The sequence below is a fragment of the Variovorax sp. DXTD-1 genome (genome assembly GCF_003984625.1).
Taxonomy (GTDB): Bacteria; Pseudomonadota; Gammaproteobacteria; order Burkholderiales; family Burkholderiaceae_C; genus Variovorax.
The window spans coordinates 14,585-35,839 of the sequence record NZ_RWKH01000023.1 but is presented as its reverse complement, the minus strand read 5'-3'; the positions used below and the strand labels follow the sequence as shown (position 1 = coordinate 35,839).

Sequence of the window (21,255 nt, the reverse complement as noted above, 5' to 3'; positions counted from 1 at the left end):
GGGGGCGCCGATTGTAGACCTCGGCCCATGACGCCATGGGCCGGTATGGCGGGGTATGGGCCTTGCCGAAAGCACGCCGGCCTGTCAAGGCGATGTGGCAATATGCGCAGTCTGTAAAAAAACTCGACGAGGAGCGGCCATGGCCCTGATGGATTTCATCAAGAAACAGTTCATCGACATCATCCAGTGGACCGAGTCTGGAGACGGTACGCTGGCCTGGCGCTTCCCCATGGCCGAGATGGAAATCCAGAACGGCGCCTCGCTCACCGTGCGCGAGTCCCAGGTGGCCGTGTTCGTCAACGAAGGCCAGGTGGCCGACGTGTTCGGCCCCGGCATGTACAAGCTCACGACGCAGACGCTGCCCGTGCTCACGTACCTCAAGAACTGGGACAAGCTCTTCGAATCCCCCTTCAAGAGCGACGTCTATTTCTTCAGCACGCGCCAGCAGGTCGATCAGAAGTGGGGCACGCCGCAGCCCATCACCATCCGCGACAAGGACTTCGGCGCCGTGCGCCTGCGCGCCTTCGGCAACTACTCGTTCCGCATCGGCGATGCCAAGCTGTTCCACACCGAGATTTCCGGCACGCGCGACATCTACAGCGTGGCCGATCTCGACGGCCAGCTGCGCGGCCTGGTGCTGCAGAACATCAGCAACGCCATTGCCTCCAGCGGCGTGCCCTTTCTCGACCTGGCGGCCAACCAGATCCAGTTTGCGCAGGCGCTGGCCGCGCAGCTGGTGCCCGAGTTCGAGAAGATCGGCATCAAGCTCGAGAACATCACGGTCCAGAACGTCTCGTTGCCCGAAGAGCTGCAGAAGATCCTCGACCAGAAGATCGGCATGGGCATGGTCGGCAACGACATGGGCAAGTTCATGCAGTACCAGACGGCGCAAGCCATTCCCAAGTTCGCCGAAGGCGCTGCCAACGGCGGCGGCATTGCGGGCGACGCCATGGGGCTGGGTGCCGGCGTGGCGCTCGGCCAGGTGCTGGCGCAAAACCTCGCGCAGGGCCTGAGCCCCAACGCAGCGGCGCAGGCTGCGGCAACCCAGCAGCAGCCCGCTGTTGCCGTGGTGAGCCCGAACGATGTCATGACCACGCTCGAGAAGCTCGGCGAGCTCAAGACCAAGGGCATCCTCACGCAGGAAGAGTTCGACGCCAAGAAGGCGGAGCTGCTCAAGAAGCTGGTCTAAGCACCGGCAATGGCTGAGCAACCAGGCGCCCAGCGCGCCTACCGTGCGCCCTGCCCTGGCTGCGGCGCACCGGTCGAATTCCGTTCCGCGCAATCGACGCATGCGGTGTGCCCGTATTGCCAGAGCACCGTCGTGCGCCAGGGCGACACGCTCGCGCGCATCGGCAAGATGGCGGAGCTGTTCGACGACTTCAGCCCGCTGCAGCTGCTTGCCGCGGGCCGCATCCAGGACCAGCCGTTCACCATCGTCGGGCGGCTGCAATACAGCCATCCGGGCGGTCGCTGGACCGAATGGATCGCCGCGCTCGAAGACGGCCGCGCCGGCATCCTGAGCGAGGACAACGGTGCCTATGTCTTTGCGCTGCCGCTCGAACTGCAGCGCGCCGCGCCGCCGCCGACCGACCTGCGCGTGGGCGCCACCAGCGCCTTCAACGGCCAGAGCTACACCGTGTCGTCGAACGAACAGGTGGCGCTGCTTTCCGCGCAGGGCGAGCTCTCGCATCTGCCGGAACTGGGCCGCTCGTTCCCCATGGTCGAGCTGCGCAGCGGCAACGGCCTGGTGCTCAGCCTCGACTACAGCACGCAGCCTCCCGGCGCGCACCTGGGCCGCTCGGTACAGCTTGAAGACCTGCAGCTCACCGGCCTGCGCGACGAATCCGCCAAGGAAGAAAAAGGCCGCGCCTTCAACTGCCCCAATTGCGGCGCGCCCGTTACCGTCAACCTGGCCGACAGCAAGAGCATTACCTGCGGCTCTTGCAACAGCATCATCGACCTGTCGCAAGGCATCGGCGGCGAGCTGAAGCACGCGGAGCAGAACGAACCCGTTCGGCCGCTCATCGCCATCGGCAGCGTGGGCCAGCTGCAGGGCGCGCAGTGGCAGGTGGTGGGCTTCCAGCATCGCATGGGCACCGAGCCCGGCGACGACGAGCACTTCGGCTGGAGCGAGTACCTGCTGTACAACAAGAAGCGCGGCTTCAGCTTCCTGGTCGACGCCGAAGACGGCTGGAGCATGGTCAAGCCGACCACCGGCGCGCCCGTCATGGCCGAGAACGGCAGCAGCGCCAGCTATCTTGGCAAGCGCTACACCCAGCAATACGCCTACAACGCCGAGACCACCTATGTGGCCGGCGAGTTCTACTGGCAGGTGGAGCGCGGGCAGAAAACCTTCAACCGCGACTTCGCCAGCGGCAATGCGCTGCTGTCGATGGAGCGCTCGGCCAACGAGCTGACCTGGTCTTCGGGCAGCAAGCTCGACAGCGGCGCGGTGTCCGCCGCGTTCAAGCTCGACGACAAGAAGGACATGTTCGTGCGCGGCGACGCACTGCCCGTCAGCGCTGCGTCGGGCATGGGCTGCGGCACCATCATCTTCATCGTGATCATCGTCATCGTTGTGCTCATCATCCTGAGCACCTGTTCGTCGCGCTGCGACCCGCGCGTGCAAAACTGTTCGAGTTCGCGCAGCACGGGCGGCTCGTACGGCGGCTACTCGAGCGGCGGCGGCCACAAATGACGGCGGGGTTTCGCGCGATGTCTTCTCTCACTACTGCTACTACGACTGGAGGTCCCCATGGGATTTGAATGGCTGAAACCGGGCGTGGTCCTCGGATCGCTCGTGTATGCGCTGCTTGGCGTGCTGATCTTCTGGCTCTGCTTCCTGATCATCGACAAGCTCACCCCCTACGATTTGTGGGGCGAGATCGTCGAGAAGCAGAACGTCGCGCTGGGGCTGGTGGTCGCGGCCATGAGTCTGGGCATCTGCGTCATCGTGGCCGCGGCGATCCATTAGCGCCTGCTTGGCTTCCGTGGATGCTCCTGCCAGTCCGGCGCCGCCGGCCAAGGGGCCGCAGCCCGTTGAAATTGCGCTGCTTGCCAGCGTGTTCGTGGTGGCCGCCTGCGGCCTGGTCTATGAACTGACCGCGGCCGCGCTGAGCTCCTACCTGCTCGGCGATTCGGTGCTGCAGTTCAGCACCATCATCGGCACCTACCTGTTCGCCATGGGCGTCGGCTCGTGGCTCTCGCGCTATTTCGAGCGGCAGCTGCCCGCGCATTTCCTTCGCATCGAGTTGCTCGTCGCGCTCATCGGCGGTGCGCTGCCAGCCATTCTTTTCCTGGCCAACGCCTATGTGCCCGGCGCGTTCCGCCTGCTGCTCTACGGCCTCGTGATGGTGGTGGGCACGCTGGTGGGGCTCGAGATACCGCTCGTGATGCGCATCCTCAAGCGCAACATCCAGCTCAAGAACCTCGTGTCGCAGGTGCTCACCTTCGACTACCTCGGGGCGCTGGCGGTGTCGGTGGCTTTTCCGCTCATCCTGGTGCCGCAGCTCGGCATGATCCGCACCGGTCTGCTGTTCGGCTTCATGAACGCGGCCGTGGCCGTGTGGGCGCTGTGGCTGTTTCGCCATGAACTGCGCCGCATGGGTGCTCATGCGCTGGCTTGCTTTCTTTCGCTCGCGGCGCTGCTCGGCGCCTTTGTGTGGGCCGACCACATCACCACGTTGGCCGAAGACAAGTTCTACCAGGACCACATCGTGTTCAGCGCCAGTTCGCCCTACCAGCGGATCGTGGTCACGCGCGGGCAGCTCGGGCACCGGCTGTTCCTGAACGGCAACCTGCAGTTCGCCGAGCGCGACGAATACCGCTATCACGAGGCACTCGTTCACCCGGCAATGGCCGCGCACGGCGCACCGAAGAAAGTGGCGGTGCTCGGCGGTGGCGACGGCATGGCGGTGCGCGAGATTCTCAAGTACCCCTCGGTCGAATCGGTCACGCTGGTGGAGCTCGATCCGAACATGACCCAGCTTTTTACCGGACATGAAACGCTGGCTGCGCTCAACGGCCATGCGCTGTCGTCCCCCAAGGTGAAGGTCGTCAACACCGACGCCTTCCAGTGGCTGCAGCAACCCGGAGACATGTTCGACGTCATCGTGGTGGACTTTCCCGACCCGACCAACTTCGCCATCGGCAAGCTCTACACCAACAGCTTCTATTCGCTGCTCGAAAAGCGTCTTTCCGCGAGCGGCTATGCGGTGATCCAGACCACCTCGCCGCTGGTGGCGCGCAAGAGCTACTGGACCGTCGCGACCACCATCGAATCGGTCGGCCTGAAGGCCACGCCCTACCACGCGCACGTGCCGAGCTTCGGCGAGTGGGGCTACATCATCGCCAGCCGCCGCCCGTACCGCATGCCGGATGCGCTGCCTTCCGGACTGCGTTTCCTGGCACCTTCGACATTGCCGTTGATGTTCGACTTTCCGCTCGATATGGCGCGTGTGCCGGCCGAGGTCAACCGCCTGTCGAACCAGACTCTCGTCACCACTTACGAACAGGAGTGGGGCAAGGTTATGACGCACTAGCCCCGGCATGCAGCGGCGCGATTTTCTCGGTGCAGTGGGTGCGGCGGGCGCCTTTGCCCTCGCGGGCTGCGAGGCGCCGCAGCCAATCATCGAAGGCGGCTTCACCGGCATCGACATGGCGCGAGGCCACGCCATGCGCGACGGCGCGCTCAAGAGCCAGGCCCCCGCAACCGTGAAGCGCACGCGCGTGGTCATCGCCGGAGGCGGCGTTGCAGGCCTTGCCGCGGCGCGAGCCTTGCGGCTTTCGGGCATCGAAGACTTCGCCCTGCTCGAACTCGAAGACACGGCCGGCGGCAACTCCCGCTCCGGCATGGTCAACGGCATTGCCTGCCCGCTGGGCGCACATTACCTGCCGGTGCCCGACGACAACGCACGCGAGGTGCAAGACCTGCTCGAGGAACTCGGCCTGCGCCGCCGCGTGGCCGGCCGCTGGGAATACGACGAGCGCAGCCTTTGCCATAGCCCGCAGGAGCGTTTGTTCTTTCGCGGCGAGTGGCAGGACGGCCTTCTGCCCGTGAACGACGTCGGCGAGAGCACCCATGCGCAGTACCGCAAGTTCGCAAAGCGGATCGATGCGCTGCAACACGCGGCGCATTTCGCCATTCCCACGCTCAAGGTGGCGGCAACCCCCGAGCTGCTCGCGCTCGACGCCGTTCCGTTCGAGCGCTGGCTCGACAGCGAAGGCTTCAGCGATCCGCAACTGCGCTGGTACCTCGACTACTGCTGCCGCGACGACTATGGCGCCGGCATCGCCCACGTTTCGGCCTGGGCCGGCATCCACTACTTCGCAAGCCGGCACGGGTTTCACGCGCCGGGTTCATCGGGCACCGGTGCCGATTCGAACCCCGAACGCGACGGCGTTCTCACCTGGCCCGAGGGCAACGGCTGGCTCACGAAGCGGCTCGCCGAGCCACTTGGCGACCGGCTGCGTACGGGCCAGGTCGTCACGCGCATCGCCGATCTGCGCGGCGGCGTCGAGGTCGACGCATGGGACGCGAAAACAAAATCGCTGGTGCGCTGGCAGGCCGAGCGCTGCATCGTCGCGCTGCCGGTGTTCATCGCCGCCCGCATCGTCGAGAACGCACCGGAGGTACTGCGCAATGCCGCCGCGCACACGCGCCATGCGCCCTGGCTGGTCGCCAACGTGCACCTGAGCGGCCCGCTTGCCGACCGTCCCGGCGCAGCGCCGAGCTGGGACAACGTCGTGTACGGCACACGCGGCCTGGGGTACGTCGATGCGCGCCACCAGACGCTCGATCCCACGCCGCGCAGCACCGTCATCAGTTGGTACCGGCCGCTTGGCCCGAGCAGCTACGACACGGCCGACGGCCGCCGCCTGCTGCAGGACCGCCCCTGGACCGGATGGCGGGACGATCTGCTCGCCGAGCTCTCGGTGCCGCACCCGGACCTGCCGGAGCTGGCCACGCACGTCGAGATCACCCGCTACGGCCACGCCATGGCCATTCCAACGCCGGGCCTGCTGGCACGGCTCGGTGCGGCGCACCGCGGCGACGTTGCCGCCGGGCGCCTCTCGTTCGCGCATGCGGACTGGTCGGGCTACTCGATCTTTGAAGAAGCCTTCACGCGTGGGCACGTTGCGGGCATGGACGCCGCATGAAGATCTTCGCCGCACTGGCCGTGTCCCGGCTGATGATGAACAAGCCTTCGCTCCAGTTCTGAACGCTGCATGTCATGGCCGCGTCACGCGCAATCGGCATGGTCTCGCGTTTCGACTGAAGCCTTTCTTCTTGCTCTCATGACGCGCATCGCTTCTCTCTCCTTCATCGCCCTTGCCGCCGCATTTACTTGCGGCCATGCCGCCGCACAGACCGCTTTTCCCGCCACGCTCGCCGGCCATGCCGTGCTGCCCGCGCAGAGCTTCGTTGCGGCGCCCAAAGACGCGCCGGCCGATCTGCACGTGAGCGGCAAGTTCACCACGGGCAAGCGGGCGGAGGCGCCGGGCACTGTGGAAGGCCTCTCGGGCGGGCGCGGCACGGGCGTTTCGGTGCCTTTCAAGGGCCAGCCGCTGCAGGGCCATTCGGGCATCAAGAAGATGGACGATGGCTCGTTCTGGGTCCTTACCGACAACGGTGCGGGCGCCAAGGCCAATTCGCCGGACTTCATGCTCTACCTGAACCACTACAAGGTGGACTTCAAGAGCGGCAAGTTCAACCGCCTCGAGACCGTCTTCCTGCACGACCCCGACAAGAAAGTGCCCTTCCGCATCGTTCATGAAGGCACGAAGCAGCGCTACCTCACGGGTTCCGACTTCGACCCCGAGAGCCTGCAGTTTGCCGGCGGCGCGATGTGGATCGGCGATGAGTTCGGTCCCTTCCTGATCAAGGCCGGCCTGAAGGGCAAGGTGCTCGCGGTGTTCGACACGCTGGTGGGCGGCAAGGCCGTTCGTTCGCCGGACCATCCCGCGGTAACGACGCCGGGTGCACCAGGTGGCGCGGTCGAGTTCCAGGTCAAGCGCTCCAAGGGCTTCGAAGGCATGGCGGCGTCGAAAGACGGCAGCAAGCTCTATGCGCTGCTCGAAGGCCCGGTGTGGAACGCGGAGGCCAAGGACTACGAGAAACAGGACGGCAAGGAAGCATTGCGCGTGCTGGAGTTCGACGTGGCCTCCGAAAAATGGACCGGCCGCCACTGGCACTACGTGCTCGAAGCCAACGGCCATGCCATCGGCGACTTCAACATGATCGATGGCGCCACGGGCCTCATCATCGAGCGCGACAACGGCGAAGGCACCAACGACAAGGCCTGCCCCGAAGGCCAGAAGCGCACCGACTGCTTCCACGACATCGCCAAGTTCAAGCGCGTCTACAAGGTCGAGCTGAACGACGCCAACGTGGGCGGCGCGGTGCGCAAGATCGGCTACATCGACCTGCTGAACATCGCCGACCCGGCCAGGCTCGCGCGCAAGCCGCTGAACGAGGGTGTGCTCAAGTTCCCGTTCTTCACCATCGAGAACGTCGATGTGGTCGACGCCACGCACATCGTGGTGGGCAACGACAACAACCTGCCGTTCTCCAGCAGCCGCGAGCCGAACAAGGCGGACGACAACGAGCTGGTGCTGCTCGAAGCGGGGGCGTTGCTGCAGGCAAAGTAGCCGGGGTCTGCCGCGGTCTCGATAATCGGGCGCATGTCGCCCGAACTGCTTCCCGCCATTGCCGCCTTCGCACGCGTTGCGCACCACGCCAGCTTCACGCGGGCGGCGGAAGAGCTGGGCGTCTCGCCTTCGGCGCTGTCGCAGACCTTGCGCACGCTCGAGCGGCGGCTGGGTGTGCGCCTGCTCGACCGCACCACGCGCCGCGTGGGCGTGACCGAGCTGGGCCAGCAACTGCTGAAGGGTGCGCAGCCGGCGCTTGCCGCGCTCGCGCAAACGGTCGAAGGCATCAACGAGGCGCGCGACAAGCCGGCCGGGCTGCTGCGGCTGAACGTTGCGCGCGCGTCGGCCGAGCTTCTGCTGTATCCGCACTTGGGGGACTTTGCCGAAGCGTTTCCCGACATCACGCTCGAACTGGTGTGCGACAACCGCATGGTCGATCTGATCGAAGGCGGCTTCGATGCGGGCATCCGGCTTGGCGAAAGCCTGGCGCAAGACGTGGTGGCGTTGCCCATGGGCGGGCCGCAGCGCATGGTGACTGTTGCGTCGCCGCGCTACCTTGCGAAACGCCAGCTGCCGAAGACGCCCGAAGACCTGCGCGAACACCAATGCATGAACTACCGCCTGACCACGGGCGGCCTTTATCGGTGGGAGTACGCGCAGGACGGCCGCGTGCTCGACGTCGAAGTGGCCGGCCCGCTGATCAGCAACGACGGCGACGTGCTGCTGGCCGCCGCGCGCGACGGCGCGGGCATTGCGGTGGCTTTCGAAGGCTCGGTGCGCGGCGATCTCGACAGCGGCCGGCTGGTTCCGCTGCTCGAGCCCTGGTGGCCGACCTTTCCGGGCTTCTACCTCTATCACCCGAGCTCGGCGCAGATACCGCGCAAGCTGCGGGTGTTCATCGACTTCCTGCAGGCGCGGCATGTGCCGCCGCCGGTGTCTCAGCGGGCGGTCAAGCTCGCATCAGTGCCTCGATCTCGTCCGCCTTCACCGGCACGCCGCGCGAAATAAGCTCGCAGCCGGTGGCCGTGACGATGGCGTCGTCCTCGATGCGGATGCCGATGTTGTGGAACTGCTCGGGCACCCCGTCGGCGGGCCGCACGTAGATGCCGGGTTCCAGCGTCAGCACCATGCCCGGATGCAGGATGCGGCTTGGCCGGTTCTTGATGACCTCATTGGACAGCGGATCTTTTCGTTCGCTCACCTCGCCCACCTGCGTGGGCTCGACGTAGCTGCCGCAGTCGTGCACGTCCATGCCCAGCCAGTGGCCGGTGCGGTGCATGTAGAACTGGAAGTAGGCGCGGTTGTCGATCACGTCGTCCACGCTGCCGACCTTGTTGCCGTCGAGCAGGCCCAGGTCGAGCATGCCCTGCGCAAGCACCTTCACGGCCGCATCGTGCGGGTCGTTGAAGCGGTTGCCGGCCTTGGTGGCCGCGGCCGACGCGTCCTGGCTGGCAAGCACCAGGTCGTACAGCGCGCGCTGCGGGCCGCTGAACTTGCCGTTGGCCGGAAAGGTGCGCGTGATGTCGCTGGCGTAGCCGTCGAGTTCGCAGCCGGCATCGATGAGCACCAGCTCGCCGCTTCGCACCGGGGCCGCATCGGCGCGGTAGTGCAGCACGCAGGCATTGGCGCCCGCCGCCACGATGGAGCCGTAGGCCGGGTACTGCGAGCCGCCCAGGCGGAACTCATGCAGCAGCTCGGCGTCGAGGTGGTATTCGCGCACGTCCTTGCCCTCGCGCAGCATGCGCGCCGAAAGCTCCATCGCGCGAATGTGCGCCCTGGCGCTGATCTGCGCGGCGCGCCGCATGATGTCCTGTTCGTGCGCATCCTTGATCAGCCGCATTTCGTCGAGCGGGCCGCACAGGTCGTGCTGCTCCTGAGGGCACAGCGCGCCATAGCGCACGCGCGCACGCACCGATTGAAGCCAGCCGTCGATGCGGGTCTCGAGTCCCTTGTGGGTGGCGAACGGAAACCACACGGTCGACCTGTTCTCGAGCAGCTTGGGCAGCTTGGCGTCAAGGTCGTTGACAGAGAAGGCCTCTGTCACGCCGAGCGCCTCGGGCGCGGCATCGGGGCCCAGGCGGTAGCCGTCCCAGATCTCGCGCTCCAGGTCCTTGGGGGCGCAGAACAGCGTGCTTCGGCCGTCGCCCGCCAGCACCAGCCAGGCGTTCGGTTCGGTGAAGCCCGTCAGGTAATAGAAGTAGCTGTCGTGCCGGAACAGGAAATCGCTGTCGCGGTTGCGCTGGCGCTCGGGCGCGGTCGGGACGATGGCGATGCCGTCCTTGCCCAGTTGCGAGGCGAGGCGCGCGCGGCGCTCGGCGTAGATCTTGTTGTCTTCTGAGGTCATCTTGGCGTGTTCAATTGAAGAAGCCGTTCGGGCGTTCCCACATCGGTCCATGGCCCGGTGTAGAGCTCGGCGCTCACGAGTTCATTGTCCATCGCGGCGCGCAAGATCGGTGCCAACGGGGCTTTGACGCCCGCCGGGTTGCCGGCGGGAATGCTGCAGTAAGGCGGTGAAAAGAGCGCGGCCCGGTACAGGCCGATGGTCGAGAAGGTGTACTTCTCGGCCGCCGAATTGAGCGCCAGACCTTCGGCCGAAAGGCCAAAATCGCCCTTCGGGTTGTGCGCCGGGTTGGGCACCAGCCACAGGTGCGCAAGCTTGCCGCTGGCCATGAACCGCGCCACCGAAGCCTGTGTGAAGGCGAAATCCGGCGCGAACACATCGCCCGCGGCCACCCAGAAAACATCGCCCAGCAGCGGCAGTGCGCGCACGATGCCGCCCGCCGTTTCCAGCGCGCCGCCAAAGTCGCGGCCTTCGTCGGAATACGAAACTGACAGCGCGAGCTGCTCGCCAAGCTGCGGTTCGGTGCCGAAGCGGGCGTAAATCTGCTCGCCCAGCCAGTCGGTGTTGACCACCAGGTCGGTGAATCCGCCGGCCGCCAGGGCTTCCATCGGCCATTGCATCAGCGGCTTGCCGCGCACTTCGAGCAGCGGCTTGGGCGTGGTATCGGTCAGCGGACGCATGCGCTCGCCGCGGCCGGCGGCGAGGATCATCGCCCGCGCGGAAGCCGGGGCGCTGCTCACGCCGCCACCTTGCCGCGCAGCAGCTCGTTTCGTTCGCTGCGGCCGGGTTGGAACAGCGCTACCAGGCATTCCATCAGCGCATGCGCCTTGGTCGAATGGTCTCCGCCGAAGTTGCACACATACACGTCGAGCGTGGCGCCGCGCTGTTCGGGCCAGGTGTGGATGCACAGGTGCGATTCGGCCAGCAGCACCGTGGCCGTCACGCCGCCCGGCCCCTGCGGCGTGGCCGGAAACCCGTGCACCAGCTTGCCCACGGGCTGCAGCCCGGCGGCCGTTACGGCCTTCAGGCACACGGCGCCGAGCGCCTCCTTGTCGGTAAGCCATTGCATTGCGCATTGGCAGTCGTGGAGATCGGCGGTGAGGTGCAGCCCGTGCATGGGTGGCAACTCTAGCAGTCCGGGTGTCGCCAAAGAACATCAGTCGGGTGTTCAGGCCGTATTGGAGCGGGTTGGAGCGAGCCCGGTAAAATCGCGGGTTCCCCCCAATCCACATTCCCCGAAAGTCCACCGCCCATGGCAAACCAAGCCCTGATGGCCAACGCGATTCGCGCGCTGGCCATGGATGCCGTCCAACAAGCTAACTCCGGACATCCGGGCGCACCGATGGGCATGGCCGACATGGCCGTCGCACTCTGGGGCGAACACCTGCGCTACAACCCGGCCAACCCGCATTGGTTCGACCGCGACCGCTTCGTGCTCTCGAACGGCCACGCCTCGATGCTGCTGTACGCGGTGCTGCACCTCACGGGCTACGACCTGCCCATCGGCGAGCTCAAGAACTTCCGCCAGCTGCACAGCAAGACCGCCGGCCACCCCGAGGTCGACGTGACCCCCGGCGTGGAAACCACCACCGGCCCGTTGGGCCAGGGCATCACCAACGCCGTGGGCTTTGCATTGGCCGAGAAGCTGCTCGCGGCCGAGTTCAACCGCAAGAACCACGACATCGTCGACCACCACACCTACGCCTTCCTGGGCGACGGTTGCATGATGGAAGGCATCAGCCATGAAGCCTGCGCACTGGCCGGTGCCTGGCACCTGAACAAGCTGATTGCGCTGTACGACGACAACGGCATCAGCATCGACGGCCAGGTGAAGCCCTGGTTCATCGACAACACCGAAGAACGCTTCAAGGCCTACGGCTGGAACGTCATCGGCCCGATCGACGGCAACGACGCCAAGGACGTGTCCAAGGCCATCGCCAAGGCCAAGAAGGAAGATTCGAAGCCCACCCTCATCATCTGCAAGACGCAGATCGGCAAGGGCAGCCCGAACCGCGCCAACACCGCCAAGGCCCACGGCGAGCCGCTGGGCGCCGATGAAATCACGCTCACCCGCGCCGCGCTGAACTGGCCCTACCCTGCCTTCGAAGTGCCGCAGGAAGCCTACGCCGACTGGGACCACAAGGCCGAGGGCGCCAAGGCCGAGGCTGCCTGGAACGACAAGTTCGCCGCCTATACACAGGCCTACCCGGGCCTGGCCGCCGAGTTCACCCGCCGCATGAAGGGCGAGCTGCCCAAGAACTTCCATCAGGTGGCGTTCGACACCGTGGTGGCGGCCCACACCAAGGGCGAAACCGTGGCCAGCCGCAAGGCCAGCCAGCTCGCTCTGGAGGCCTTCACCGCCGCGCTGCCCGAAATGCTCGGCGGCAGCGCCGACCTCACCGGCTCCAACCTCACCAACACCAAGAGCACCGCGGCCCTGCGCTTCGACGCAAAGACCGGTGCCGTGGTCATGGGCCAGCCGCAGCAGCCCGCCCAGGGCGCCGAAGACGAGCCCAAGCCCGACAGCACTGCCGACAAGGCCGAGCCGCCCCACGGCCTGATCGGCCGCCACATCAACTACGGCGTGCGCGAGTTCGGCATGGCGGCCATCATGAACGGCGTGGCGCTGCACGGCGGCTTCATTCCCTACGGCGGCACCTTCCTCACCTTCAGCGACTACAGCCGCAACGCCATCCGCATGGCCGCGCTCATGAAGCGCCGCGTGGTGCACGTGTTCACGCACGACTCCATCGGCTTGGGCGAAGACGGCCCCACGCACCAGTCGATCGAGCACGCCGCGTCGCTGCGCCTGATTCCGAACCTCGACGTCTGGCGTCCGGGCGACACGGCCGAGACCGCCGTGGCCTGGGCCGTGGCGCTGCAGAACCAGTCGCGCCCCACCGCACTGCTGCTCAGCCGCCAGAACATCGCCTACGCGCCGAAGGGCGACCTCGGCGACATCAGCCGCGGTGCGTATGTGCTGTCGGAGCCTGAAGCCGTCGGCCTCAAGAGCAAGAAGACCGCCGCGGTCATTATTGCCACCGGCTCCGAAGTGCAATTGGCCCTGGCCGCGCAGAAACTGCTGGCCGAGAAGAAAATTGCCGTGCGCGTGGTGTCGATGCCCTCGACCACCACCTTCGACCGCCAGGACGTGGCCTACAAGAAGAGCGTGCTGCCCAAGAAGCTGCCGCGCATCGCCGTCGAAATGGGCTGCACCGGCGGCTGGTGGAAATACGGCTGCGCGGCCGTCGTGGGCATCGACAGCTACGGCGAGTCGGCACCCGCACCGGCGCTGTTCAAGCATTTCGGTTTCACGGCAGAGAACGTTGCCGCCACCGTCGAAGCCGCCTTGCGCGACTGAGCTGGCAGCCAGGCGCTTCTTCTTTCCGTCAGATCACAAGTTTTTCAACCTTAGGAGCAAATCAGATGGCTATCAAACTCGGTATCAACGGCTTCGGCCGCATCGGCCGCAACGTGCTGCGCGCTGCGGTGCAGAACTTCAAGAACGACATCGAGATCGTCGCCATCAACGACCTGCTCGAGCCCGACTACCTGGCCTACATGCTCCAGTACGACTCGGTGCACGGCCGCTTCAAGGGCGAAGTCACGGTTGAAGGCAACATGCTGATCGTCAACGGCAAGAAGATCCGCCTCACGCAAGAGCGTGACCCGTCGCAGCTGAAGTGGAACGAAGTCGGCGCCGACATCGTGCTCGAGTCGACCGGCCTCTTCCTCACCAAGGAAACCTGCCAGAAGCACCTCGACGCGGGTGCCAAGAAGGTGATCATGTCGGCCCCGTCGAAGGACGACACCCCCATGTTCGTCTACGGCGTGAACGACAAGAAGTACGCCGGCGAAGCCATTGTCAGCAACGCCAGCTGCACCACCAACTGCCTGGCCCCGCTCGCCAAGGTGCTGAACGACAAGTGGGGCATCAAGCGCGGCCTGATGACCACCGTGCACGCCGCCACCGCCACGCAGAAGACCGTCGACGGCCCGAGCAACAAGGACTGGCGCGGCGGCCGCGGCATCCTGGAAAACATCATTCCTTCGAGCACCGGCGCCGCCAAGGCCGTGGGCGTGGTGATCCCCGAGCTCAACAAGAAGCTCACCGGCATGAGCTTCCGCGTGCCGACCTCCGACGTGTCGGTGGTCGACCTCACGGTCGAGCTCGAGAAGGAAGCCACGTACAAGGAAATCTGCGCTGAAATGAAGTCGCAGAGCGAAGGCGCGCTCAAGGGCGTGCTGGGCTACACCGAAGACAAGGTGGTGGCCACCGATTTCCGCGGCGACCCGCGCACCTCGATCTTCGACGCCGAAGCCGGCATTGCGCTGGACGGCACCTTCGTCAAGCTCGTGAGCTGGTACGACAACGAATGGGGCTACTCGAACAAGTGCCTCGAGATGGTGAAGGTCGTCTCGAAGTAAGGCTTCGACGCTTCAATGAAAAACGCGCCTCCTGGGCGCGTTTTTTTATGCGTCCGGTCAGCAAGCACAGTATTTCAACGCAGCTTCTCGTTCCTGCGGATCTCGCTGCTGAGCTGCGAAGTCATCTGCTTGGCCGCGCGCCGGGCGGCCAGTCCGTAGTCGCCATTGAACTCGCCGAAATCCGCCGTGCCGTTGCCCACCGCCCGCACGCGCGTCACCTCCCCGCCAGCCGCATCGCTCACCACGCAGCTCACCTCGGCGGTGAACGAGGTGGGCGGCCAGGTGATCCATGAGGACGAGCTCGAATCGGTCTTGATCTGCGGCGTGAACACCAGCGAAACGCCCGCCGCCTCGTTGGCCTTTGCGTCACCGGCGGTGCGCAGCACGATCACGTCGCGGTACACCGCGCGCAAAGCATCGCGAATCGACTTTTCCAGATCGCGGTAGGGGTAGTAGCTCACGCGGTCGCCGCTGCCGCCGGGGCTCGTCACCTGCTGGTCGCGCTGGGCGTCGGTCATCACATAGGCCACCTTCTTGGGGACCAGGTGGGCCATCGACCGCGGCGGCGCGGTCTCGGTGATCATGGTGATCGGATGGGCGCAGGCGGCGAGCAAGGCCGCGAGCGCCGCGGCAGCGCACGCGCGTGCAGCCGAAGAAGAAAAAGCGAACGACATGGTGCGGCTCTCTGCAGCGTTACGGCGCAATGGCCGCGATGAATTGCGGGTCGGCATACACCTGGCGCAAAAGCGCGCGCACCAGCCTCGGGTAGGCGGCTTGCCCGGCGGGCACGGCGACGATGTTTGCGTAGCTCGAATCGAAGGCGATCTCGCCGCGGTAGGTCTTGCGCAGCCGCTGCGCGTTGGCGCGCGTCACCACCACCTCCACGTCCATGCGGCCCGTGCCGTTGATCACGCCAAGATCAAGTTCATTGACCAGTATTCGCGCCGCGATGCGGGTGGGCGCCTTGGGGTCATATGCCGATATCTCGCCCAGGTCGCGCATCAGCGCGTCTTCCAGGTATTGCGCGAAGGTGCCGCTGGGCGAAAGCAGCTTCGCGCGGCGCAGACTCAGGCTGTTGATCTTGTCGTTCGGGGCGGTCGGCTGAACCTTGGCCACGGCCACCATGCCCGGGCGCGTGGCCTCGAGCCGGTCGAGCGCTTCATAGTCGGCCGCGTAAGGCGGCGCAGCGAGTTGCGCGCAACCGGCCAGCAGCACGGCCGCGGCCATTGCGCAGAGCCTTGGCGCGAAAGCGCGCACGTGCCAGCCGCGCGGTCTGAAGAAGATCGCCATGCCGTGAGTCCCTCCTCGGGATGCCTGATCCCGGCGCGAGGGTAGCAGGCATTGCGCCGCGCGCGAAGGCCCGTTGCCCGATCTCTTAGACGGGTTCGAGCACGTGGATCAGCTTGCTCTCGACCAGCGCCTTGGTTTTCTCGCCATGGGCCTTCATGTGCGGTGCGACACCATGCGCCTGCAGGTGGGCCAGTGTTTCCCACTTTTCAATTACCACGAAGGTGTCGGGCCCGAAGCTGGCCTTCGACGACGGAACGCCCTGCGCGTCGATAGTGGCACCGTATTCGATGCAGCCCTCTTCGGCCAGCACGGCCGCGCGGTTGGCGGCAAAGGCTTCGAGCAACTGGGCGCGCTGGCCGGGCTTGGCGGTAATGACGGCGACGACGTGGATCATTGAAACGGACTCCGGTGGTGTGAGTGATTGAATGGCGAGCGTCGAATCTAAAAGATCCGGCGCTTTGGTGTCGGTCCCGCGCGAGACCCGATGCGCCACCCCTATCATCGCCCGCATGTTCTTTCCGCTGCCCCGCACCGCCACCGCGCCGTTCTGCCCTTCCGAGGTCAAAGGCAGCGTGGCGGTCCCGCAGGACCTGCCCTTCGGCAAAAAGCTGCTGCGTTACGCGGGCCCGGGCCTGCTGGTGTCGGTCGGCTACATGGACCCCGGCAACTGGGCGACCGACATCGAGGCCGGCTCGCGCTTCGGCTACGGCCTGCTCTTCGTGGTGCTGCTTGCGAGCCTGGCCGCCATGCTGCTGCAAACGCTGTGCGTGCGGCTCGGCCTCGTGGCGCAGAAAGATCTTGCGCGCGCCTGCCGCGAACACTATTCGCCGCGCGTCAGCCGCTTTCTGTGGCTGGGCGCGGAACTCGCCATCGTGGCCTGCGACCTGGCGGAGGTGCTGGGCAGCGCGCTCGCATTGCATCTGCTGTTCGGCGTGTCGATTCCGGTCGGCATTGCGATCACGGCGTTCGACACGCTGCTCGTCCTCGGGTTGCAAGGCGCTGGCTTCCGGCGCGTCGAGGCGATCGTGCTCGGGCTGGTGGGCACCATCGCGGGCTGTTTCGTGGTGGAGCTTGCGATGTCGCAGCCCAACTGGTTCGGCGTGGCCATGGGCTTTGCGCCGAGCTTCGAGCGGCTGCAGCAGCCCGGCGCGCTGTACCTTGCCATCGGCGTGGTCGGCGCCACGGTGATGCCGCACAACCTGTACCTGCACTCGTCCATCGTGCAGACCCGGCTGGTGGCCGACAGCGATGCGGCGCGGCGCGAGGCGGTGCGCTTCTGCACCTTCGACGCGGTGATCTCGCTTTCGCTCGCGCTTCTGGTCAACGCGGCCATCATGGTGCTGGCGGCCAGTGCCTTCCACAGCACAGGCCACGTGGAAGTGACGGAGATCGACGATGCCTACCGGCTCATCGAACCCATCGTGGGCAGTGCGGTGGCGGCCACGCTGTTCGGCATTGCGCTGCTGGCCTCGGGCCAGAGCTCGACCTTCACCGGCACCATTGCGGGCCAGATCATCATGGAAGGCTTTCTCGACCTGAAGATTCCGTGCTGGCAGCGGCGCCTCATCACGCGGGCGCTGGCACTCGGGCCGGCCTTTCTGGGCGTGTGGTGGTTCGGCGACGGCGGCGTGGGCAAGATGCTCGTGCTGAGCCAGGTGGTGCTGAGCTTTCAGCTGCCGTTCGCGATGTGGCCGCTGATCCGCTTCACGAGCAGCCGCGCAATGATGGGCGGCTTTGCCAACGGCCCCGTGGTCAAGCTGCTGGCGTGGGGGCTGTTCGGCGTGATCAGCTCGGCCAACGTGTGGCTCGTGGTGTCTACGATCTGCGGCGGGCTCTGAACCGAGGCTGCGCTCAGCGGTCGGCCGCATCTTTCCAGAGATGCACCAGCGCCTCCGGCGCTTCGTTCTCGGGCACTTCGAAGCTGACCGAACCCGAATGCGTGGTGGCGCTTTCCACCACCACTTCCACGCGGTAGAAGCGCTGGTCGCCGCCCGGCGAGGCGGGTCCGTCGCGCTGCTCTGCATGCGGAGCAGCGCTTTGCAAGGCTTCGCCGATCTGCTGGCGCAGTTCTTCGCTGCAATTGCCCAACTGGTAGCTGCGCGGCCGCGAAAGGCCCGGCATGTAGGCAACGCCACCTTCGCGCGTCACCCGCACGACCGAAGCCTGGTCCAGAGGCGGAAGCTGAATCATGATGGTGTGACCCCCACGGTGTTCCATGCGGCGCCGATGGCCTTGTGCGCCGCGCTGTCGGCGCCGAAGCGCCTGGCCGCATTCTCCACGGTCAGCTGTGCGAAGGCCAGGAAATCAGAGTCCTGGCGCAGCCGCCTGTCGCACACGGTGTCGTACCAGACGCGGCCCGCCGTCTCCCAGGCCGGACCCTGCATGGCCGTGGCCGCAAGATAGAAAGCGCGGTTCGGAATGCCGGAATTGATGTGCACGCCGCCATTGTCCTGCCGCGTGACGACCAGGTCTTTCATGTGGGCGGGCTGCGGGTCTTTGCCGAGCACCGGATCGTCGTAAGCCGTGCCGGGCTCGGCCATCGAACGAAGGGCGCGTGCCTCTACCTTGGCGGTGAAAAGCCCCGCACCTACGAGCCAGTCGGCCTGCTGCGCCGTCTGCTTGAGCAAGTGCTGCTTCACCAGAACACCGAACACGTCGCAGACCGATTCATTGAGCGCGCCCGACTGCCCCTGGTAGATCAAACCCGACTCGTGGTCGATGACGCCGTGCGTCAGCTCGTGGCCGATGATGTCCACCGCGATGGTGAAGCGGTTCATGACTTCGCCGTCGCCGTCGCCAAACACCATCTGCTTGCCGTTCCAGAAGGCGTTGTCGTAGTCGTTGCCATAGTGCACGCTGCCCGTGAGCGGCATGCCGGCGTTGTCGATGGAGTCGCGCTCGTAGATGTCGCGGTACAGCCGGTAGGTGGCGCCCAGGTAATCGTAGGCCTCGTCGGCTGCAATGTCGCGTGTGGGTGCCTGCCCTTCGGCGCGCACCAGCCGGCCCGGCAGGCTCATGGTGTGCTCCGCGTCGTGAACGGCGCGCTGCGGCGAATCGCGCCGCACATATGCCGGAGGCCGGCTTGACGAGACCCCTGGCGGGCCTTGGGCGGATACCGTCTCGCGAAGGCCGCGGTGCTCGCGGTCGATCATCAGCGTTTGCGCCGCCCGCGCGCTCGCATGGGCGCTCGCACGCTCGGCCAGCCGGTCCAGCAGATACGGCGGTACGAAACCAGGCGGCAAAAAACGCGGCGACTGAAGCGGCATTGAACGACTCCCCTGGGCAGTTGAAGCAATGAAAAAGAAGTTAGCAGAAGCTGCAAAACATAGATCACTTCGTTACTTCTCGTGTCACGGAATGCCCACGCTTCAGGCCATAGGATTGCAAGTTCCAGATCTACTTGCCGCCTCGTCCATGTTCATCGTCACTCTCACCTACATCCGTCCGCTTGAAGAGCTCGATGCGTTGATGGATGGGCACATGACATGGCTACGAAAGCACTACGCAAGCGGCCTCTTCGTGGCCTCGGGCCGGCAGGTGCCGCGCAAGGGTGGCGTGATCCTCGCGCGCTCGGGCGACCGGGCCGCGCTCGACGCGGTGCTGGCACGCGACCCGTTCGTGCAGAGCGGCGCCGCAAGCACGCACGTGATCGAGTTCGTGCCCAGCATGACCGCGCCCGCCGTCGAGCTGCTTAAAACTTTCTGATGCGCCGCGGGCTGGCCTGCGTCTTCTTTTTCAAGGCCTCGGTTTTTCTTCGCGCCCACCCGGGTGCCGCGCAAAACGCGCCTCATCGCGGCCATGCACCGGCGCCGGGTCGCTCCACGGCCAGCCGCCGAATTGTGTGCGGCGGTAATCGGCCAGCGTCTGGCTGATCTCCGCCTGCGTGTTCATCACGAAGGGCCCGTACTGCACCACGGGCTCCGCAATCGGGCGGCCTTGCAGCAGCAGGAATTCGCTGGCCTCTTCGTTGCCATTGACCAAGTCCACAGCCGCATCGGCGCGCAGCTCGATGGCGGCCGGGCCTTCTATGCGCTGCCCCGCAACGTGTGCGAAGGCGCCCTTGAAGAAGTACAGCATGCGCCGCGTGCCCTCCCCGGTTGCGCCAGGCAGCGTCCACTGCGCGCCGGGCGTCATCTTCAGCGTCCAGATCGCCACGTCGGCATTGGCCTGCGCAGCCCATGAATCGGGCGGCGGCGCAAGCGGTGCGATCGGCGCCGATGCGTTGCCATTGCCCGCGGAATCGCCGAAGCGGCCCGCGATGATCGCGACCTCGGTGCGGCCGCCGTTCGCATCGTCGGACGCAAAGCGCGGAATCGCCTCCGACCAGAACATCGTGAAGTGCGGATCGGCCATCTTGCTTCTGGCCGGCAGGTTGAGCCAGATCTGGAACAGCTCCAGCGGGTTGGGCGCGTTCGCATCGAGCAGCGGAAACATCTCCGAATGCACGATGCCCTTGCCCGCTGTGAGCCACTGCACATCGCCGCCGCCGAAGCGCGCGGTGGCGCCCAGCGAATCGGAATGGTCGACCAACCCCTTGCGCACGATGGTCACCGTTTCGAAGCCGCGGTGCGGGTGCGATGGAAAGCCCGGCACCGTGTCGCCGTGGTACATGCTCCAGCCGTCCTTGCGGCTGAAGTCCTGGCCGATCTGCCGGCCCGCCAGCGGAGCCTCGGGCCCCATCTGCGCGTTGGCCTTGGGATAAGCGTCGTCGTGGTAGACGCAGAACAGGAACGGGTCGATCGTCTGCCACGGAAAGCCGAGCGCGCTCACCTGCAGCACGGGGCTGCGGCCTTCTTCATTGCTGTCGTTGTTGCTGGACACCTCGATATTCCTTTCCGTTGATCGCGCCGCGGAACGCGCGGCAGCATTGTTCTTCGGAATATCGGGGCGAACGTGCTTTAAGGAAGGTGCCTTCCGTGCAACAGTGAAGAGCGCATATGGAACGATGGGCATCGTTCTCTCGTTCTCTTCGGCCGTGCCTTACTGCGGGGGCATCTCGGCGTTCGGGTCCATGTAGCTCAGCTCCCACAGGTGGCCGTCGATGTCCTGGAAGCCGTGTCCGTACATGAAGCCGTAGTCCTGCGGCGCGCGCGGCACCGTGCCGCCCGCGGCCACCGCCTTGGCCACCATCTCGTCCACCTCCGCGCGGCTTTCGCACGACAGGCACAGCAGCACCTCGGTGCTCTTGCTGGTGTCCGTGAGGCTCTTGTCCGTAAAGGTCTTGAAGAAGTCTTCGACCAGCAGCATGGCGTGGATGCTGCCTTCGTTGATCACCATGCACGTAGCGTTGGCGTTTGTGAATTGCTCGTTGAAGGTGTAGCCCAGCGCGGAAAAGAACGCCTTGGACTTTTCCAGGTTCTTGACGGGGAGGTTCACGAAGATTTGCTTGTTGGCCATGGTGGTCTTCCTGTGTCGATGAAGAGTGGATCGGGTGGTTTGCCAGCGCGTTGTGTACGCCGTCCACAAAAGATATCAAAGAAAATGGACGGCGTCCACATATTTTTTCAGACTCGGAATCGCGGGGGCATCCCTGGCCCGCCCGGAAG

General features: G+C 65.7%; 21 protein-coding genes. 11 read left to right on the top strand and 10 right to left on the bottom strand.

The genetic code is table 11. The features are described 5' to 3' along the window. Positions 1-139: 139 nt before the first annotated feature. The 7 genes from EJI00_RS20310 (at position 140) to EJI00_RS20280 (ending at position 8,658) form a co-directional block, all read left to right on the top strand. Complete coding sequence (locus tag EJI00_RS20310) at positions 140-1,189, top strand: SPFH domain-containing protein (protein ID WP_126749292.1); 1,050 nt, start codon at positions 140-142, stop codon at positions 1,187-1,189. Positions 1,190-1,198: 9 nt separating this feature from the next. After that, the gene (locus EJI00_RS20305; protein WP_126749291.1) at positions 1,199-2,698 is read left to right on the top strand and encodes a DUF4178 domain-containing protein; all 1,500 of its coding nucleotides are present in this window, start codon (positions 1,199-1,201) and stop codon (positions 2,696-2,698) included. Positions 2,699-2,755: 57 nt separating this feature from the next. Next, positions 2,756-2,974 carry a DUF350 domain-containing protein gene (locus EJI00_RS20300; protein WP_015868006.1) on the top strand — a complete coding sequence of 73 codons (219 nt, stop codon included), beginning with the start codon at positions 2,756-2,758 and terminating at the stop codon, positions 2,972-2,974. Positions 2,975-2,990: 16 nt separating this feature from the next. Beyond that, positions 2,991-4,541 (top strand): polyamine aminopropyltransferase, encoded by a 1,551-nt coding sequence (locus EJI00_RS20295; RefSeq protein ID WP_126749290.1) that lies wholly within the window; start codon positions 2,991-2,993, stop codon positions 4,539-4,541. 7 nt (positions 4,542-4,548) lie between these two features. Further along, positions 4,549-6,159 carry an NAD(P)/FAD-dependent oxidoreductase gene (locus EJI00_RS20290; RefSeq protein ID WP_126749289.1) on the top strand — a complete coding sequence of 537 codons (1,611 nt, stop codon included), beginning with the start codon at positions 4,549-4,551 and terminating at the stop codon, positions 6,157-6,159. Between the two features lie 138 nt (positions 6,160-6,297). Further along, positions 6,298-7,650, top strand: a complete 1,353-nt coding sequence (locus tag EJI00_RS20285) for an esterase-like activity of phytase family protein (RefSeq protein ID WP_126749288.1) — start codon at positions 6,298-6,300, stop codon at positions 7,648-7,650. Between the two features lie 33 nt (positions 7,651-7,683). Next, positions 7,684-8,658 (top strand): LysR family transcriptional regulator, encoded by a 975-nt coding sequence (locus EJI00_RS20280; protein WP_126749287.1) that lies wholly within the window; start codon positions 7,684-7,686, stop codon positions 8,656-8,658. On the opposite strand, the gene EJI00_RS20275 is transcribed toward EJI00_RS20280, so the two are convergent. Genes EJI00_RS20275 through speD form a run of 3 tightly spaced genes read right to left on the bottom strand, consistent with a single transcriptional unit; the run spans position 8,600 to position 11,108 of the window. Then, a complete protein-coding gene (locus tag EJI00_RS20275; protein ID WP_126749286.1) occupies positions 8,600-9,994 on the bottom strand; it encodes an aminopeptidase P N-terminal domain-containing protein in 1,395 nt (464 codons plus the stop codon). The two genes, EJI00_RS20280 and EJI00_RS20275, sit on opposite strands and share 59 nt — an antisense overlap. Further along, positions 9,991-10,701: an NDP-sugar synthase gene (locus tag EJI00_RS20270; protein WP_126749348.1), complete on the bottom strand. Its 711-nt coding sequence runs from the start codon at positions 10,699-10,701 to the stop codon at positions 9,991-9,993. Before EJI00_RS20270 ends, EJI00_RS20275 begins: the two co-directional genes overlap by 4 nt. 26 nt (positions 10,702-10,727) lie before the next feature. Next, positions 10,728-11,108, bottom strand: coding sequence for an adenosylmethionine decarboxylase (speD, locus tag EJI00_RS20265; RefSeq protein ID WP_126749285.1), 381 nt, complete (start codon positions 11,106-11,108; stop codon positions 10,728-10,730). 135 nt (positions 11,109-11,243) lie between these two features. Between speD and EJI00_RS20260 the strand changes: the two genes are divergently transcribed. Together EJI00_RS20260 and gap are read left to right on the top strand one after the other, a co-directional pair. Beyond that, the gene (locus EJI00_RS20260; protein ID WP_126749284.1) at positions 11,244-13,352 is read left to right on the top strand and encodes a transketolase family protein; all 2,109 of its coding nucleotides are present in this window, start codon (positions 11,244-11,246) and stop codon (positions 13,350-13,352) included. Positions 13,353-13,417: 65 nt separating this feature from the next. Beyond that, on the top strand, positions 13,418-14,419 hold the full coding sequence (gene gap / locus EJI00_RS20255; RefSeq protein ID WP_126749283.1) for a type I glyceraldehyde-3-phosphate dehydrogenase: 1,002 nt from the start codon (positions 13,418-13,420) through the stop codon (positions 14,417-14,419). A gap of 74 nt (positions 14,420-14,493) precedes the next feature. On the opposite strand, the gene EJI00_RS20250 is transcribed toward gap, so the two are convergent. The 3 genes from EJI00_RS20250 to EJI00_RS20240 all read right to left on the bottom strand — a co-directional run bounded on the left by EJI00_RS20250 (position 14,494) and on the right by EJI00_RS20240 (position 16,103). Next, positions 14,494-15,093 carry a hypothetical protein gene (locus tag EJI00_RS20250; RefSeq protein WP_126749282.1) on the bottom strand — a complete coding sequence of 200 codons (600 nt, stop codon included), beginning with the start codon at positions 15,091-15,093 and terminating at the stop codon, positions 14,494-14,496. Positions 15,094-15,112: 19 nt separating this feature from the next. After that, complete coding sequence (locus EJI00_RS20245) at positions 15,113-15,709, bottom strand: hypothetical protein (RefSeq protein ID WP_126749281.1); 597 nt, start codon at positions 15,707-15,709, stop codon at positions 15,113-15,115. Between the two features lie 85 nt (positions 15,710-15,794). Further along, the gene (locus EJI00_RS20240) at positions 15,795-16,103 is read right to left on the bottom strand and encodes a putative quinol monooxygenase (RefSeq protein WP_126749280.1); all 309 of its coding nucleotides are present in this window, start codon (positions 16,101-16,103) and stop codon (positions 15,795-15,797) included. Between the two features lie 115 nt (positions 16,104-16,218). Between EJI00_RS20240 and EJI00_RS20235 the strand changes: the two genes are divergently transcribed. Beyond that, positions 16,219-17,547, top strand: coding sequence for an Nramp family divalent metal transporter (locus EJI00_RS20235; RefSeq protein ID WP_126749279.1), 1,329 nt, complete (start codon positions 16,219-16,221; stop codon positions 17,545-17,547). Positions 17,548-17,560: 13 nt separating this feature from the next. On the opposite strand, the gene EJI00_RS20230 is transcribed toward EJI00_RS20235, so the two are convergent. After that, the gene (locus EJI00_RS20230) at positions 17,561-17,899 is read right to left on the bottom strand and encodes a protealysin inhibitor emfourin (RefSeq protein WP_126749278.1); all 339 of its coding nucleotides are present in this window, start codon (positions 17,897-17,899) and stop codon (positions 17,561-17,563) included. After that, entirely contained in the window at positions 17,896-18,975 is a 1,080-nt protein-coding gene (locus tag EJI00_RS20225) for a M4 family metallopeptidase (RefSeq protein ID WP_126749277.1), read from the bottom strand. The genes EJI00_RS20230 and EJI00_RS20225 overlap by 4 nt, the downstream gene beginning before the upstream one ends. Before the next feature lie 148 nt (positions 18,976-19,123). On the opposite strand from EJI00_RS20225, the gene EJI00_RS20220 reads away from it, so the two are divergent. Then, entirely contained in the window at positions 19,124-19,414 is a 291-nt protein-coding gene (locus EJI00_RS20220; protein ID WP_126749276.1) for a YciI family protein, read from the top strand. A 30-nt stretch (positions 19,415-19,444) separates the two neighbouring features. Here EJI00_RS20220 and EJI00_RS20215 read toward each other — a convergent pair whose 3' ends face one another. Both EJI00_RS20215 and EJI00_RS20210 read right to left on the bottom strand, forming a co-directional pair. Further along, on the bottom strand, positions 19,445-20,662 hold the full coding sequence (locus EJI00_RS20215; RefSeq protein ID WP_126749275.1) for a pirin family protein: 1,218 nt from the start codon (positions 20,660-20,662) through the stop codon (positions 19,445-19,447). 27 nt (positions 20,663-20,689) lie between these two features. Next, entirely contained in the window at positions 20,690-21,106 is a 417-nt protein-coding gene (locus tag EJI00_RS20210; protein WP_126749274.1) for a VOC family protein, read from the bottom strand. Positions 21,107-21,255 lie beyond the last annotated feature (149 nt).

Excerpts from the sequence above, each read along its gene's own strand:
- EJI00_RS20300 (WP_015868006.1), top strand. The coding sequence starts at position 2,756 with ATGGGATTTGAATGGCTGAAACCGGGCGTGGTCCTCGGATCGCTCGTG.
- EJI00_RS20215 (WP_126749275.1), bottom strand. The coding sequence starts at position 20,662 with ATGCCCATCGTTCCATATGCGCTCTTCACTGTTGCACGGAAGGCACCT.
- EJI00_RS20285 (WP_126749288.1), top strand. The coding sequence starts at position 6,298 with ATGACGCGCATCGCTTCTCTCTCCTTCATCGCCCTTGCCGCCGCATTT.
- EJI00_RS20250 (WP_126749282.1), bottom strand. The coding sequence starts at position 15,093 with ATGTCGTTCGCTTTTTCTTCTTCGGCTGCACGCGCGTGCGCTGCCGCG.
- EJI00_RS20275 (WP_126749286.1), bottom strand. The coding sequence starts at position 9,994 with ATGACCTCAGAAGACAACAAGATCTACGCCGAGCGCCGCGCGCGCCTC.
- EJI00_RS20230 (WP_126749278.1), bottom strand. The coding sequence starts at position 17,899 with ATGATTCAGCTTCCGCCTCTGGACCAGGCTTCGGTCGTGCGGGTGACG.
- EJI00_RS20240 (WP_126749280.1), bottom strand. The coding sequence starts at position 16,103 with ATGATCCACGTCGTCGCCGTCATTACCGCCAAGCCCGGCCAGCGCGCC.
- EJI00_RS20310 (WP_126749292.1), top strand. The coding sequence starts at position 140 with ATGGCCCTGATGGATTTCATCAAGAAACAGTTCATCGACATCATCCAG.
- EJI00_RS20235 (WP_126749279.1), top strand. The coding sequence starts at position 16,219 with ATGTTCTTTCCGCTGCCCCGCACCGCCACCGCGCCGTTCTGCCCTTCC.
- EJI00_RS20225 (WP_126749277.1), bottom strand. The coding sequence starts at position 18,975 with ATGCCGCTTCAGTCGCCGCGTTTTTTGCCGCCTGGTTTCGTACCGCCG.
- EJI00_RS20305 (WP_126749291.1), top strand. The coding sequence starts at position 1,199 with ATGGCTGAGCAACCAGGCGCCCAGCGCGCCTACCGTGCGCCCTGCCCT.
- EJI00_RS20220 (WP_126749276.1), top strand. The coding sequence starts at position 19,124 with ATGTTCATCGTCACTCTCACCTACATCCGTCCGCTTGAAGAGCTCGAT.
- EJI00_RS20270 (WP_126749348.1), bottom strand. The coding sequence starts at position 10,701 with ATGATCCTCGCCGCCGGCCGCGGCGAGCGCATGCGTCCGCTGACCGAT.
- EJI00_RS20260 (WP_126749284.1), top strand. The coding sequence starts at position 11,244 with ATGGCAAACCAAGCCCTGATGGCCAACGCGATTCGCGCGCTGGCCATG.
- gap (WP_126749283.1), top strand. The coding sequence starts at position 13,418 with ATGGCTATCAAACTCGGTATCAACGGCTTCGGCCGCATCGGCCGCAAC.
- EJI00_RS20245 (WP_126749281.1), bottom strand. The coding sequence starts at position 15,709 with ATGGCGATCTTCTTCAGACCGCGCGGCTGGCACGTGCGCGCTTTCGCG.
- EJI00_RS20210 (WP_126749274.1), bottom strand. The coding sequence starts at position 21,106 with ATGGCCAACAAGCAAATCTTCGTGAACCTCCCCGTCAAGAACCTGGAA.
- EJI00_RS20280 (WP_126749287.1), top strand. The coding sequence starts at position 7,684 with ATGTCGCCCGAACTGCTTCCCGCCATTGCCGCCTTCGCACGCGTTGCG.
- EJI00_RS20290 (WP_126749289.1), top strand. The coding sequence starts at position 4,549 with ATGCAGCGGCGCGATTTTCTCGGTGCAGTGGGTGCGGCGGGCGCCTTT.
- speD (WP_126749285.1), bottom strand. The coding sequence starts at position 11,108 with ATGCACGGGCTGCACCTCACCGCCGATCTCCACGACTGCCAATGCGCA.